The organism is Rhodoplanes sp. Z2-YC6860, from assembly GCF_001579845.1.
Classification (GTDB): Bacteria; Pseudomonadota; Alphaproteobacteria; order Rhizobiales; family Xanthobacteraceae; genus Z2-YC6860.
The window spans coordinates 2,146,554-2,159,927 of the sequence record NZ_CP007440.1 but is presented as its reverse complement, the minus strand read 5'-3'; the positions used below and the strand labels follow the sequence as shown (position 1 = coordinate 2,159,927).

Genomic DNA, 13,374 nt, shown 5'->3' with positions numbered 1-13,374 from the left:
AGGCAGTCGTAAGAGTTTAGGTCGTTTGCGCCACCGTATGGACCCGCGGGTCAAGCCCGCGGGTGACAGTGTGCCTGTTGCATCGGCGTGCTTCAATTCGGGCGGGAAGGGTCTAGCCCGCGCAGTATCGTCGAGCCGCCCGAAAACAACAACGCCCGCCTTGCGGCGGGCGCAGCTGTCGGCCGGGTGGTGCGGCCTTAGGATTGCGGTTGCGGCTCCATCGGGCCGGTCTCGGGGCCCGGACGCGGCCGGCTCTTGCCGGTCGGTGGCACTGCCGAGGAGCGCGGCGTCTGCGGTTCGATCACGCTCTCGCGCGTCGGCCGCTTGCCGGCCAGCAAGTCCTTGATCTCGTCGCCCGACAGCGTCTCGAACTCGAGCAGACCCTTGGCCAGGATCTCGAGGTCGTCGCGCTTGGCTTCAAGCACGCGGCGGGCCTCGGAGTGCCCCTCCTCGACCAGCCGGCGCACTTCGGAGTCGATCTTCTGGGCGGTGGACTCGGAGACGTTCTGCTGACGCGCCACCGACATGCCGAGGAACACCTCGTCCTGGTTTTCGCCATAAGACACGGCGCCCAGTTCGTCGGAGAAGCCCCAGCGCGTGACCATCATGCGGGCCAGCCGCGTGGCCTGCTCGATGTCGGACTGCGCACCGGATGTGACCTTCTCCTTGCCGAACACCATCTCCTCGGCGACGCGGCCGCCCATCATGATCGCGAGCCGCGACGTCATCTGCTCGAAGCTCATCGACAGCTTGTCGCGCTCCGGCAGCTGCATGACCATGCCGAGCGCACGACCGCGCGGAATGATGGTTGCCTTGTGCACCGGATCGGTCGCTTTGACGTTCAGCGCCAGGATCGCGTGGCCGCCTTCGTGATAGGCGGTCAGCATCTTTTCTTCCTCGGTCATGACGAGCGACTTCCGTTCGGCGCCCATCATCACCTTGTCCTTGGCATCCTCGAACTCGCCCTGCGTGACCATGCGCTTGTTGCGGCGCGCGGCCATCAGCGCGGCCTCATTGACGAGGTTGGCCAGATCGGCGCCGGAGAAGCCCGGCGTGCCGCGCGCGATGGTCTTGAGGTTGACGTCCGGCGCCAGCGGCACCTTGCGGACGTGCACCTTGAGGATCTGCTCGCGGCCAACGATGTCCGGATTGGGCACGATCACCTGGCGGTCGAAACGGCCCGGGCGCAGCAGCGCCGGATCGAGCACGTCGGGCCGGTTGGTCGCGGCGATCAGGATGATGCCTTCGTTGGCCTCGAAGCCGTCCATCTCGACGAGCAACTGGTTGAGCGTCTGCTCGCGCTCGTCGTTGCCGCCGCCGAGGCCGGCGCCGCGATGGCGGCCGACCGCGTCGATTTCGTCGATGAAGATGATGCAGGGCGCGTTCTTCTTGGCCTGCTCGAACATGTCGCGGACGCGGCTCGCGCCGACGCCGACGAACATCTCGACAAAGTCAGAACCCGAGATGGTGAAGAACGGCACGTTGGCTTCACCGGCGACCGCGCGCGCGATCAGCGTCTTGCCGGTGCCCGGGGGGCCAACCAGCAGCACGCCGCGCGGGATGCGGCCGCCGAGCCGCTGGAACTTGGACGGATCGCGCAGGAATTCGACGATCTCCTGCAGGTCCTGCTTGGCCTCGTCGACGCCGGCCACGTCCTCGAAGGTGACGCGGCCATGGGCTTCGGTGAGCAGCTTGGCGCGGCTCTTGCCGAAGCCCAGCGCCTTGCCGCCTGCGCCCTGCATCTGGCGCGACAGGAATATCCACACGCCGATCAGCGCGATGAAGGGCAGCCAAGAGACGAGCAGCGACACGAACCACGGCACGCTATCGCCCTGCGGCCGGGCCGTGATCGACACGCCCTTGCCGTAGAGCCGCTGAACCAGCGTCGGATCGCTCGGCGCATAGGTCTGGAAGGTGCGGCCGTCCGTGAAGGTGCCGTGAATCTCCGGCCCCTGGATCAAAACGTCGCGGACCTTGCCGCCGTCCACTTCGCTCAGGAGCTGCGAGAACGAAATATCGGTCGAGGAGGCGCGCTGGCCCGGATTCTGGAACAGTGTGAACAGCGCCAGCAGCAGCAGAACAATGATCACCCAGAGGGCGAAATTACGAAGATTGGCGTTCATCCCGATCAGTCTTTCCTGCCGAAGCGCCCTGCCCTTGGTTTGCCGGCTCGCCGTGTGTCCTCTGCGCCGGGTCGCCTTCGGCACATACCACAGATGGTGGTCTCAAAGCTTAACCAATGTAGGTCCGCAGGGGCCGACTGCCAAGGGAACGCAAGCACGGTGGCATCCGCGAATCCGCGGCATTCTAACCCGTTCGGGGCCTTTCTGACGAACCTGCGACCAAGAGATTCGCGGTTGGTTAAGGCCGTTTGAGGGCAGACCTGTTCAAGGCAGGCCGGCTCAGACCAGCCCTGCGCGCAGGCGCGAGCTCCACGATGATCCGGTCCTTGGCCATCGTGACCACCGCCCCAGCCAGGGTGCGGCGAAACCTGCGGGGATGCGTCACCATCGCGACCGCCAGGGCTTCGAAGAGGTTTTCTAGCTTACCGAGCTCCGCCGGCCCTTCATTCCCAACCCAATTGATGATCCGTTCGAGCATCCGCAACGCGATCTCTTCGGGCAGACGGCTGAATTCGTCAGCATTGAGCGTGATGGGCCCCTTCGCGGGCCACGGCCCCGGCGCGAATTTGAGCAGCGCCGCATTCAAAACCTCATAAAGCGTCCACTCGACACGCGAGACCCGCGATGCGAGCCGGGCCAGCCGCTCGGAGGTCAGGCCTTCGGCCGCGAGTTGCGGCATCAGTTCGCGGAGCCTGGGTCTGGCAAAGCGCGGATCGCGGTTGGAGGGGTCGTCGGCGTAGGAGATTTTTGCGGCCCTCAACGTCGCGGTCAGCCGCGATTTGGAAACCCCGAGCAGCGGCCGGAACAATGCGAGCTTCTGGTCTTCGTGACCCGGCAGCGGATTGCCGGCCCGCATGGCGGCAAGGCCCGCCACGCCGCTGCCGCGCATCATCCGGAACAGCACGGTCTCGGCCTGATCGTCCTGTGTATGCGCGGTCAGCACCGGAGCCTTGTCCGCTTTCAAGGCCACGCCGCCGAGCAATCGATAGCGCGCAGCACGCGCCGCCTCCTGGATTCCGGATTTCGGCTTCGTCCCGATCCAGCGCAGCGTCTTGTGTTCGATGCGAAGCGAACGCGCGAGCCTCTTGACCGCGAGCGCTTCCCGTTTGGCCTCCGGCCGCAGCCCGTGGTCAACCGTGACGGCGACGAGCTTCGGTCCGCGCCTGAGCCGTTGACGCCAGCGCGCGGCGAGCACCATCAGTGCGGTCGAGTCGGGGCCGCCGGAAACGGCGAGGATCAACGAGGGAAAATCGACGAGATGGGCGAACAGCGCTCTGACTTCGGCGTCGGTGATCGGCTTTAAGCCGTCAGCACTGGACACGCTTCTGCTCGCGCTCCACGCCCTGCTTCACGCTGGCGGGAGCCTTCGGATACTTGCGGCCGATCTCGGCGAAGGTCGCGCAAGACATTTCCTTCTGCTTGAGCGCGGCCAGCGACTGGCCGAGCCGCAACAGCGCCTCCGGCGCCTTCGGATGCGTGCCGTACTTGGTCGAGAGGTCAAGGAATGCCTGCGCGGCGGCGTCGTAGCGCTGCCGCTGGAACAGGCTTTCGCCGAGCCAGAACTGCGCCTCGGGCGCACGGCGATCATTCGGGTATTTCTTCAGGAAGCTGTCGAAGGTCTGCTCGGCCAGCGCGTAGTCCTTACGCAGCACGTAGCCGTAGCCGAGGTCGTAGTAGTCTTTCGGCTGTTCGGTCGGCGGCGCGACCGAGGCCACCGCGCCGGTGGCGTTCACGTTGCGCGAGGGCGGCGCCGGCAGCGAGCCCTGCTGTTCATAACCCGGCTCGGCACCCTGCCGGGTATAGCCCGGCTCTCCGCCGCGGCCTGTCATGGTCGAAAGATCGAGCGGCGCGCCCGCGCCGCGGCCGCCGGGAGCGCCGACCGGCGAATCGGCCTCGATCACAACGGGTGGCTCGGCCGCGCCGTTGGACGACAGGCTGCCCAGCGCATGCGGCGCGCCGGGCGCGTTGGGGTTTTGTGACGGATCGAAGACGTCGGAGCGGCGGCCCGGCGCCGCGGCCGCAGGCGGCGCCGATGGTGCCGCCATCGGCGCACCTTGCACAGTACGCGGCTGCTGCATTGGGGGCAGCGGCTGGCCCATTTGCGCGCCCTGCGCCGGCTGCTGCTGCGGCGGCTGTCCGGGCTGCGCACCCGCTGTGCCGCCCGGCGTGCCGCCCATGGCGCGGATCTGCGCCTCAAGCTGTTGGTTGCGGTACTGCAGCTGTTCCACCTGTCCGGTCATCTGCCGGAGTTGCTGCTCGGCCCGTTCGGCGCGCAACACCTGATCGGGCAGCGCCTCCTCCTGACCGCCGGCCTGCTGGCCTCGCCATTGACCTTGCTGTCCTTGGCTCTGCTGTCCCTGCGGGACGTTCGCCTGCGGGCGCTGGAATAGCCGGTCGAACCCCCAGGGAGGCGAGCCGTTATCCTGTGCGGCAGCGGCCGTGGAAATGCAAAGAGCAGCGGCGAGCGCTGCCATCGTGAGCCCGCGATTGACGGTCATCATGTCGAAACGTCTGGTTGCCCGGCGAGTATCTACCATAGCGGCGCGATCGGGACCAAAGTGTGACTGCGATCGCGTTTGGCCCATGATCCCCTCTGAATGCCCTCAAAAGCAAACGGCGCCCTTACGGGCGCCGGGCTTAGGTCCGTGCAGCATCCGTCGTCTTGCGACGCGGCACTTAAGATGTGGCGCCGAGCACCGTGACGGCGCGGCGGTTCTGCGACCAGCACGAGATGTCGTTACACACCGCGACCGGACGTTCCTTGCCGTAGGACACGGTGCGCATGCGGCCCGGCTGGATGCCTTGCGCTGCAAGATAATCCCGCACCGTCTGGGCGCGACGGGCGCCGAGCGCGATATTGTATTCGCGCGTGCCGCGCTCGTCGGCGTGGCCTTCGATGGTGAAGGTGTAGTTGGCATATTGCTGCAGCCATTGCGCCTGCTTGTCGAGCGTGGCGCGGGCCTGCGGCGTCAGATCGGTTTGATCGGTCTCAAAGAAGACGCGATCGCCGACATTGACGACGAAGTCCTGCTGACTGCCCGGCGTTGCCACACCTGCCGAGGCAAGTGAGTCAGCCGCCTGATTGTTCTTGGCACAGGCGCCGAGCGCCAAGCCTGCCACCAGCAGAGTCATGATTCCTGCACGGTGGACGATACGCGACATAGATTTCATCCCGGTGCCTCCGTTTCGAGTTTTCGCCGGACCATCCCGTCATCTAGCAGGAGGTTGGTTAAACGAACGTTCCGTCAACCTTGATGAGGAGTTGCCAAGGCAGGGAAAAAAGCACATTCCCCCGAAACCCACTGTCATGGTTAATGCGGCCTTAACGTGGCTCTCCTATGGCCGCCGCCATGAAACGTCAAATCACGACAGCAGCGGTGACCAGGCCGGATCCGAGGCAAAACCCGGGGTCGGCACCCGTAACTCGTTCCGGCCGCTGATATCGATGCTGAACAGCGAGGGCCCACCGCTGCCGCCCGGATCGCGGAAGAACATCAGCACCCGGCCGTTCGGCGCAAAGGTCGGCCCTTCGTTGTGGAAACCTTCGGTCAGGATTCGCTCGCCCGACCCGTCCGGCTTGATGATGCCAATGCCGAAGTTGCCATTGGCCTGCCTGGTGAAGGCGATGTAGTCGCCGCGCGGCGACCACACCGGGGTCGAATAGCGGCCCTCGCCGAAGCTGATGCGCTGCGCCTGCCCGCCACCCGAGCTCATGATGTAGATCTGTTGCGAGCCGCCGCGGTCGCTTTCGAAGCAGATGCGCGTGCTGTCGGGCGAATAGGACGGCGCGGTGTCGATCGCCGCCGTATCGGTGAGCCGCGACATCGCCTTGGAGCGCAGATCGAGCACGTAGAGGTTGGAGTTGCTGCCCTGCTGCAGGCTCATGATGACGCGCTGGCCGTCCGGCGAGAAGCGCGGCGAGAAGCTCATGTTCGGGAAGTTGCCGACCACCTCGCGCTGCAAGGTTTCGGTGTTGAGCAGAAACACCCGCGGCTCGCGGCCGCCGAACGACATGTAGGTGATCTCCTGCGTCGACGGCGAGAACCGCGGCGTCAGCACGAGGTCGTCACCGCGCGTCAGGTAGCGCACGTTGGCGCCGTCCTGATCCATCAACGCCAGCCGCTTGATGCGCTGCTGCTTCGGTCCCGACTCGTCGACGAACGCCACGCGGGTGTCGAAGTAGCCGGACTCACCCGTGAGACGCTTGTAGATCGCATCCGAGATGATGTGCGCGACGCGGCGCCAGGCTTCCGGCGACGTGAAGTACTGCTGGCCGATGAGCTGCTCGGCCGAGGCCACGTCCCACAGCCGGAACTCGCTCAGCAGACGGCCGTCCTGCTGCCGCGTGATCCGGCCGGTGACCAAAGCCTGGGCGTTGATCGCGCGCCAGTCGGGAAAGCGCGGCATGCCGGCGAAGTTTGGATTGCGCTCGATGAAGGCCTGCGGATCGATCGGCAGAAACAAGCCGGAGCGCTTGAGGTTTGCGGTGATCACCTGGGTGATGTTGCGCGCCACTTCGGCATCGCCTTGCGTGCCGCCGGAAAAATCCGGCAACGCGATCGGGATCGGCTTGATGTTGCCTTGCGTGACCTCGACACGGGTCTGCGCCAGGGCCTGATGCGGAAGCCAGAGCGAAGCCGCGGCGCCCGCGAGCATCGTCCGTCGTGTCATGATCAGCGGACGGTCGAGCCTCTGCTGCGTGTCGTCAGAACCAGTGCCATTCATGGAATTCAATTCCCGAAACAATCGTATCTAGAGTCCGAGCATTTCTTTTGGATCGAAATCGATCTCGATATCTTTCCACAGATCGTAGTGCTCCGGGCGCAGCATCTTGAACGGCTGGCAGGTCAAGATAGCGCGCTTGGCGCTCTCGGCCATCTGCGGACCAAGCGCCGAAGGTGGCCCCGCAACGAGTTGCGGTGGCGCTGCAACCATGCCGTCCTGCCTGAACAGCACGCGGATGATCACCTTCAGACCGCCGACGTTGGCGGCGCCGACCGGAGGACTCCAGCATTCTGCGAGGCGACGGCGCAATGCGTCGATCTCGCTCTGCGAAAGCACCGCGGCGGTGCCGTTGGATTTGCCGAGGCCGGGATTCGGGCTGAGCTGTTCGCCGGCCGCGGCTTGCCGCTGCTCCTGACGTTTGTCGAGGAGCGCCGCAATCTTGCTCGGATCGTACTTCTGTTGCTGCTCTTTCTCGCGCTCAAGCTTTTCGGCCTTGGCCTTGGCGGCACGCTCTTCGGCGACCTTCTTCTTGGCCTGTTCGCGTTCTTCGGCTTTCTTCTTCGCCTCTTCCTTCTTCAAGGTCTCGGCGATCGGATCGACCTTCGGCAGCTCCGGCTTCTTTTCCGGTTTGGCTTCGGCAGGCTTGGCTTCCGCAGCTTTGGCTTCGGTGGGCTTGGCCTTCTCGGGCTCCGGCGGCGGAGGCGGCTTCTGCGCGTCGGTCTTCGCCGCCTGGATTTCCTTCTTCGGTGTCACCTTGGCGGTCGAATCGTCGACCGGCTTCGGCGTGTCGATCTTCTCGACCAGCGGCGCGGGCTTCGCGGTCTTGGGCGCGTTCTTCACGCCCTTGGTCAATTCGGAAAACTGCTTGTCCGAAATGATGTCGATCGGCAGCGCATCGTTGGGCTTGGCCTCGAGCGGCTTCACGGCAAAGGAGATCAGGCCCCAGAGCAGCAGGGCCAGATGCACCATGACCGAAATCGCGAGGCCGGTCTTCATATCGGGCAGCTTCAACTTCACGAGCCTTGCTCCACCTCCGTGACCAGGGCGACCTTGCGGAAGCCTGCGGCAGAGAGCCGGCCCATGACCCTCATCACCGTACCATAATTCACGGTCTTATCGCCGCGAACATAGATACGCTCGTCGCCGTTGGTGCCGCGCGCTTCAGCAATCGCCTTCAGCTTGGGCACCAGTTCGTCGATCTGGATTTCGGAATTCTGCAGAAACACCTTGCCCTCGGTGTTGACCGAAATGGCGAGCGGCTCCTTGTCGGCCTGTTCGAGACTTGCGGCCTGGGTCTGCGGCAGGTCGATCGGCACGCCGACGGTGAGCAGCGGGGCCGACACCATGAAGATGATCAGCAACACCAGCATGACGTCGACCATCGGCGTCACGTTGATTTCGGCCATGACCGCCTTGCGGCGATGCCGCCGCTTGCCGCCCGCCCCGGAATGCGCGCCGCCGCTCATGCCCATGGCAGGACGGTCCCCGACAACTGACTGTTCAGCACGACCATCTCGAGCTCATGCTCAGTTCTTCGCGCATGACCTTGTCCGAAAACCGCTTCACACTTTTCGGGGTCATGCGCCGCCTCCCCGTTCGTCGATCTGCCGAGACAGGATCGCCGAGAACTCGTCCGCGAAGCCCTCCAGACGCTGGGCCTGACGGTTCACCTCGCTGGTGAATTTGTTATAGAAAATCGTCGCCGGGATGGCGGCGATGAGGCCGATTGCGGTCGCAAACAGCGCCTCTGCGATGCCCGGCGCCACAACCGCTAACGAAGTGTTTTTCGAGGCGGCGATCGACTGGAAGCTCGTCATGATGCCCCAGACGGTTCCGAACAGGCCCACGAACGGCCCGGCGGAGCCCACCGTCGCGAGCACCAGCAGCCGCCGCTCGAGCCGCTCGATCTCGCGGGAGATGGTCACGTCCATCACCTTCTCGATTCGGGTCTGCAGACCTGCAAACGAGCGCACCTGCCCCTCGAAGCTGCGCTTCCATTCGCGCATCGCTGCGACAAAAAGCGCCGACATCGAATGCACCGGGCGCTGCGACAGCGCCTTGTAGAGCTCTTCCAGCGACTGCCCCGACCAGAACGCCTCCTCGAAGCGGTCCATGGCTTTCTTGGTGCGCGTGTAGAGCAGGAATTTGTCGATCACGATCGCCCAGACCCACACCGAAGCCATCAGCAGGCCCAGCATCACGCACTTCACCAGCCAGTGCGCGTGCCAGAACATTGCGAACAGCGACAGGTCGGAGGAGGTCAGCGGCAGCGCTGCTTGCGCCACGTCCCCAGGATTCATCCGTTGTCCCTCCAAATCACCAATTGCGGTCAGGGGCCGGATTCGGCCGGACCACCGCGCACGCATTCGAGAACCGGGACGATGCTCCGCTTAGCCCCAATGGCCGTCAGCGCGAATCGCGTTGCGACACGCAAGCTGCACCAAATTTCGCGTGAGCTTTGGCCGTCCACCACCGCCGGAGGGCAGAAAGTCCCGCGAAATTGACCAAACTAGGGCACCGGCCCGGTCATTCCCGGCCTAGGCAGCGTTATTTGGGTTAATGCCGGGTTACCGGGAACCACGATGCGGCATTCAGACTCACAGTAGATTTCAGAAAATCCAGCAGCAGCATGGCTTTGAAGCCGAGCATGACAACTTGCCGTCCCATGCAAAATGAAACGCCCGCCGTGTCGGGGAACACGGCGGGCGGCTTGCGCAGAAAAGTGGGCGTCAGTTCTGCGGCGGAGACTCAGGGCTCGGAGGGGTTGGGCTGTTGCGCCGCTCGGCCATGAACTGGTCGAACTCGGCCTTGTCCTTGGCCATCCGCAGGCGGCCCAGGAACTCGTGGAATTCCTTCTGCTCATCCTCGAGCCTGCGCAGCGTGTCGGCGCGGTACTCGTCGAAGGCGCGGTTGCCGCTGGACGGCGTTCGCCAGGGATTGCCGCCCCAAGGGTTTCCACCCCAGGGATTTCCGCTCATCCAGGACTGCGCCGAGTCCATTTTCCGCTGCAACTTGTCCATCTTGTATTGCCACCGGGCCGGGTCGTGGTGCCAGCAAGACATGCGTCGACTCCCGATCAAGAACGCGAGGCTCGCAAGGCCGAGTGGCCACCAGATCATGAAGCCGAGGATCATCAGGGCGATCCAGGCTGGTTTTCCGAGTTCATCAAGCTTGGCAACGATAGGCATCGCACACCTCGCGCGTGTGAATGTTAATAACATTTACATAACTAGATTGCGGTGGCCGGGGTGTCAAGGGATGCCCAAAAATTCAGATGCGGCCTGCGGTCTCGGGGATTCAGACCTGAAGTTCCGCCGGAGATTCCGCTATGCCCCCGGCAGACCAAGTCCGCGCAGATATAGGAGCACGCCGGCCTCCAGCAATTCCTCCGGCGTCATCGGCAGCTTGCGGCTCGCCGCGTCGCCGCGCCCGAACAGCGAGGCGATGCCATGCGACAGCGCCCAGATGTGCAGCGCCATCATCATCACCGGCGGACGATTCTTGGCCGGCATCATCGCAACCATCACTTCGGTGGCCTGGCGCAGCACGTTGAAGGCGCGCTCGCCCGCCTCGCGAAATTCCGGATTGGTATCGGGCGGAATGCCGGCTTCGAACATCGCCGAATAGTAAGCCGGCTCGGTGCGCGCGAACCCCAAATAAGCCTTGCCCAGCCGGTCGAATGCTTCCGATGGCGTGGGCTTGCCGTCGTTCCAGGCGCGCGAAAGCGCCTGCTCGAACTGATCGAAGCCGCGCTTGGCGACATCGGACAAAAGCTCATCGCGGTCGCGGTAGTGGCGATAGGGCGCAGCCGGACTGACGCCGGCCCAGCGCGCGGCTTCCGCAAAGGTGAAGCCCGCCGGGCCCTTCTGAGCGATCAGCTCGAGCGCCGCGCGGATCAGCGCTTCCTTCAGGTTGCCGTGGTGATAGCCACGGGACTTGCCGCCGCCGTCCTTGGACCAGCTCATGTGAATAGCATTTACATCACGGCTCGCGGCGCGTCGACAGTGACCTAACCGCCACCGGCCGCATCCTGATCGGCTTTCATCGCGATGCGGAGCGCCTTGGGGATGCGCTGCGCGCGGCCACCGGACACGAAGGCCACCTGCACGGTCGCCTCGACCAATGTCTCGATGCCGCGATTGACCCGCTGGTGCAGCACGATCGAGGCGCCCTTCACCTCCGAGGGCGTGGTGACGACCTCAAGAAGATCGTCCATCCGCGCGGGTTTGAGAAAATCGAGTTGCATGGCGCGCACCACGAAGGCGAAGCCCGGCGCCTCCTTCGCGACCTCCTCGAACAGCGCGCGCTGATCGGCACCAAGCAAGCGGAGATAGTTGGTGCGGCCGCGCTCCATGAAACGCAGATAGCTCGCGTGATACACGACGCCCGAAAAGTCGGTGTCCTCGTAATAGACCCGCACCGGCTGGACGTGCCGGCCGTCGCGGATCTCGCCGTCGAGGGAAGTTGCGCTCATCGCCAGCTCGCGCCTCCGATTGCGCTGTCCCAGTTCCGGCCGTCGAACGCCTTGGGCGACAGCGAATGAATGTCGATGCCATCGATGCAGCGTACGTTGACGTCGATCTTGTCCGGGTCCGAGCGCGGCACGTAGAACGGATGGACGCCGCACACGGAGCAGAACGTGTGCTTGGCCACACGGCTGCCGAACTGATACGTCGACAGTTCGGCCTCGCCCACGCATTGGAATTGTTCTAACGGCACGATGAGATGCAAAAAGCCCTTCATGCTGCAAAGCGAGCAATTGCAATACACCGTGTCGGCAAGGTCGCCGCTCACGCGGAAACGAACCCGGCCGCAATGACAACCGCCTTCGTGGGTGCTCAGCATTGGAACGCTCTCGACATGCACGAACGATTACCCGATAGCCGTATGACCTGCCAATCTTAGCGACAAGTGATACGCCGTGGACCTGAACCTGACCTGGACCTGCTCCTGCTGCGGCAAGCAGTACGACAAACTGCCGATGGCCTTCGCGCTCGACGAACCGGACCTCTGGCGTTCGCTGGACGAGGAGGATCGCCCCCATCGTGGGGTGATCGGCACCGACACCTGCGTGATCGATGACGAGCACTATTTCATTCGCGGCCGCATCGTCATCCCGGTGATCGACTGCGAGGAGCCGTTCATCTGGGGGAGCTGGGCGTCCGTGTCGAAGGACAGCTTCGTGCGGTTCGGTCAGCTCTGGGACACCGCCAGCCGCGAAAACGAGCCGCCGCTGCACGGCCGGTTCGGCAGCGACATCCCGATCTATCCGGCGACCACCGGACTGCCATGCCGGATTGTGATGAAGAACGCGCGCCGGCGGCCGTCATTCGAGATCGAGGTGCCGGATCATCCGCTGGCGATCGAGCAACGCAACGGCATCACGCTTGATCGGGTGAAGGAGATCGCGGCGCTGGTGCTGAGGCATTCAAGATAACGCCCAAGACAAAGGGCACGTCCCGTCCGTTGGCCTCAGTCGTCGCCGTCATCCGTTGCAAACAGGCCAAACTGTGACGCATCGCGCTTGGGCTCGGCGAGGCCAAGATGCTTGAAGGCGTGGCCGGTGATCAGCCGGCCGCGCGGCGTGCGCTGCAGGAAGCCCTTCTGGATGAGGAACGGCTCGATGATCTCCTCGATCGCGTCACGCGGCTCCGAGAGCGCGGCAGCAAGCGTCTCGACGCCGACCGGGCCGCCGCCGTAGTGCTCGGCGATGGTCGTGAGATAGCGGCGGTCCATCACGTCCAGGCCCGCGGCGTCGACCTCGAGCTCCAGCAACGCCTTGTTGGCGAGCTTGCGATCGACCTTGTCGACCTTGCCGACATGGGCGAAGTCGCGCACACGGCGCAGCAGCCTTCCGGCGATGCGCGGCGTGCCGCGCGAGCGGCGTGCGATCTCGTTGGCGCCATCTTCCGACATGCCAAGGCCGAGCACGCGGGCGCCGCGGGTGACGATCAGTTCGAGCTCCGCCTCGGTGTAGAAGTTGAGCCGAACCGGAATGCCGAAACGGTCGCGCAGCGGATTGGTGAGCATGCCGGCGCGCGTCGTGGCGCCGACCAGCGTGAATTTTGCAAGATCGATCTTCACCGAGCGCGCCGCCGGCCCCTCGCCGATGATGAGATCGAGCTGGAAGTCCTCCATCGCGGGATAGAGCACCTCTTCCACCGCCGGATTGAGCCGGTGGATCTCGTCGATGAAGAGCACGTCGCGCTCTTCGAGATTGGTGAGGAGCGCCGCGAGATCGCCGGCCTTGGCGATCACCGGCCCCGACGTGGCGCGGAAGTTGACGCCAAGCTCGCGCGAGACGATCTGGGCAAGCGTGGTCTTGCCAAGCCCTGGCGGGCCGACCAGCAGCACGTGATCGAGCGCTTCGTTGCGCGCCTTCGCGGCCTCGATGAACACCGAAAGGTTGGCGCGCGCCTGCTGCTGGCCGATGAACTCCGCGAGCCGCTGCGGCCGAAGCTTCAGCTCCGCGATGTCTTCGTCGCGGCGCTCGGGCGTCACGAGACGTTTGGGCGGGCTCGCCACG

The 13,374-nt window shown here is 64.6% G+C and carries 14 protein-coding genes; 1 reads left to right on the top strand and 13 read right to left on the bottom strand.

The features are described from left to right. Positions 1-197: 197 nt before the first annotated feature. From ftsH to RHPLAN_RS10105, 12 genes are all read right to left on the bottom strand, one after another. A complete protein-coding gene (gene ftsH / locus RHPLAN_RS10160; protein WP_068016806.1) occupies positions 198-2,123 on the bottom strand; it encodes an ATP-dependent zinc metalloprotease FtsH in 1,926 nt (641 codons plus the stop codon). A gap of 238 nt (positions 2,124-2,361) precedes the next feature. Continuing rightward, on the bottom strand, positions 2,362-3,444 hold the full coding sequence (gene tilS, locus RHPLAN_RS10155) for a tRNA lysidine(34) synthetase TilS (protein ID WP_068016805.1): 1,083 nt from the start codon (positions 3,442-3,444) through the stop codon (positions 2,362-2,364). Continuing rightward, complete coding sequence (ybgF, locus tag RHPLAN_RS10150) at positions 3,431-4,624, bottom strand: tol-pal system protein YbgF (RefSeq protein WP_068016802.1); 1,194 nt, start codon at positions 4,622-4,624, stop codon at positions 3,431-3,433. The genes tilS and ybgF overlap by 14 nt, the downstream gene beginning before the upstream one ends. A gap of 175 nt (positions 4,625-4,799) precedes the next feature. Beyond that, entirely contained in the window at positions 4,800-5,294 is a 495-nt protein-coding gene (gene pal, locus RHPLAN_RS10145; RefSeq protein WP_068016798.1) for a peptidoglycan-associated lipoprotein Pal, read from the bottom strand. Between the two features lie 192 nt (positions 5,295-5,486). Then, positions 5,487-6,794, bottom strand: a complete 1,308-nt coding sequence (tolB, locus tag RHPLAN_RS10140) for a Tol-Pal system beta propeller repeat protein TolB (RefSeq protein WP_068030967.1) — start codon at positions 6,792-6,794, stop codon at positions 5,487-5,489. Positions 6,795-6,875: 81 nt separating this feature from the next. Beyond that, on the bottom strand, positions 6,876-7,865 hold the full coding sequence (gene tolA / locus RHPLAN_RS10135; RefSeq protein WP_157100180.1) for a cell envelope integrity protein TolA: 990 nt from the start codon (positions 7,863-7,865) through the stop codon (positions 6,876-6,878). Beyond that, complete coding sequence (gene tolR / locus RHPLAN_RS10130; protein WP_068016792.1) at positions 7,862-8,320, bottom strand: protein TolR; 459 nt, start codon at positions 8,318-8,320, stop codon at positions 7,862-7,864. The genes tolA and tolR overlap by 4 nt, the downstream gene beginning before the upstream one ends. Positions 8,321-8,425: 105 nt before the next feature. Then, positions 8,426-9,148, bottom strand: a complete 723-nt coding sequence (tolQ, locus tag RHPLAN_RS10125) for a protein TolQ (RefSeq protein WP_068016791.1) — start codon at positions 9,146-9,148, stop codon at positions 8,426-8,428. Positions 9,149-9,577: 429 nt separating this feature from the next. Further along, a complete protein-coding gene (locus RHPLAN_RS10120; RefSeq protein WP_068016788.1) occupies positions 9,578-10,036 on the bottom strand; it encodes a DUF2852 domain-containing protein in 459 nt (152 codons plus the stop codon). 138 nt (positions 10,037-10,174) lie between these two features. After that, the gene (locus tag RHPLAN_RS10115; protein ID WP_068016785.1) at positions 10,175-10,813 is read right to left on the bottom strand and encodes a TetR/AcrR family transcriptional regulator; all 639 of its coding nucleotides are present in this window, start codon (positions 10,811-10,813) and stop codon (positions 10,175-10,177) included. A gap of 44 nt (positions 10,814-10,857) precedes the next feature. After that, positions 10,858-11,322: a tol-pal system-associated acyl-CoA thioesterase gene (gene ybgC, locus RHPLAN_RS10110; RefSeq protein WP_068016782.1), complete on the bottom strand. Its 465-nt coding sequence runs from the start codon at positions 11,320-11,322 to the stop codon at positions 10,858-10,860. Continuing rightward, positions 11,319-11,693, bottom strand: coding sequence for a GFA family protein (locus tag RHPLAN_RS10105; RefSeq protein WP_068016778.1), 375 nt, complete (start codon positions 11,691-11,693; stop codon positions 11,319-11,321). The genes ybgC and RHPLAN_RS10105 overlap by 4 nt, the downstream gene beginning before the upstream one ends. 76 nt (positions 11,694-11,769) lie before the next feature. On the opposite strand from RHPLAN_RS10105, the gene RHPLAN_RS10100 reads away from it, so the two are divergent. Continuing rightward, positions 11,770-12,285 (top strand): DUF2199 domain-containing protein, encoded by a 516-nt coding sequence (locus tag RHPLAN_RS10100; protein WP_068016775.1) that lies wholly within the window; start codon positions 11,770-11,772, stop codon positions 12,283-12,285. 35 nt (positions 12,286-12,320) lie between these two features. Here the strand turns inward: RHPLAN_RS10100 and ruvB are convergent, their stop codons facing one another. Next, on the bottom strand, positions 12,321-13,373 hold the full coding sequence (gene ruvB / locus RHPLAN_RS10095) for a Holliday junction branch migration DNA helicase RuvB (protein WP_068016772.1): 1,053 nt from the start codon (positions 13,371-13,373) through the stop codon (positions 12,321-12,323). Between the last annotated feature and the right edge of the window lies 1 nt (position 13,374).

Bases quoted from the DNA above. Each gene is read 5' to 3' on its own strand.
- pal (WP_068016798.1), bottom strand. From the start codon at position 5,294: ATGAAATCTATGTCGCGTATCGTCCACCGTGCAGGAATCATGACTCTG.
- RHPLAN_RS10120 (WP_068016788.1), bottom strand. From the start codon at position 10,036: ATGCCTATCGTTGCCAAGCTTGATGAACTCGGAAAACCAGCCTGGATC.
- ybgC (WP_068016782.1), bottom strand. From the start codon at position 11,322: ATGAGCGCAACTTCCCTCGACGGCGAGATCCGCGACGGCCGGCACGTC.
- ybgF (WP_068016802.1), bottom strand. From the start codon at position 4,624: ATGATGACCGTCAATCGCGGGCTCACGATGGCAGCGCTCGCCGCTGCT.
- RHPLAN_RS10105 (WP_068016778.1), bottom strand. From the start codon at position 11,693: ATGCTGAGCACCCACGAAGGCGGTTGTCATTGCGGCCGGGTTCGTTTC.
- tolR (WP_068016792.1), bottom strand. From the start codon at position 8,320: ATGGGCATGAGCGGCGGCGCGCATTCCGGGGCGGGCGGCAAGCGGCGG.
- ftsH (WP_068016806.1), bottom strand. From the start codon at position 2,123: ATGAACGCCAATCTTCGTAATTTCGCCCTCTGGGTGATCATTGTTCTG.
- tolQ (WP_068016791.1), bottom strand. From the start codon at position 9,148: ATGAATCCTGGGGACGTGGCGCAAGCAGCGCTGCCGCTGACCTCCTCC.
- tolB (WP_068030967.1), bottom strand. From the start codon at position 6,794: ATGACACGACGGACGATGCTCGCGGGCGCCGCGGCTTCGCTCTGGCTT.
- RHPLAN_RS10115 (WP_068016785.1), bottom strand. From the start codon at position 10,813: ATGAGCTGGTCCAAGGACGGCGGCGGCAAGTCCCGTGGCTATCACCAC.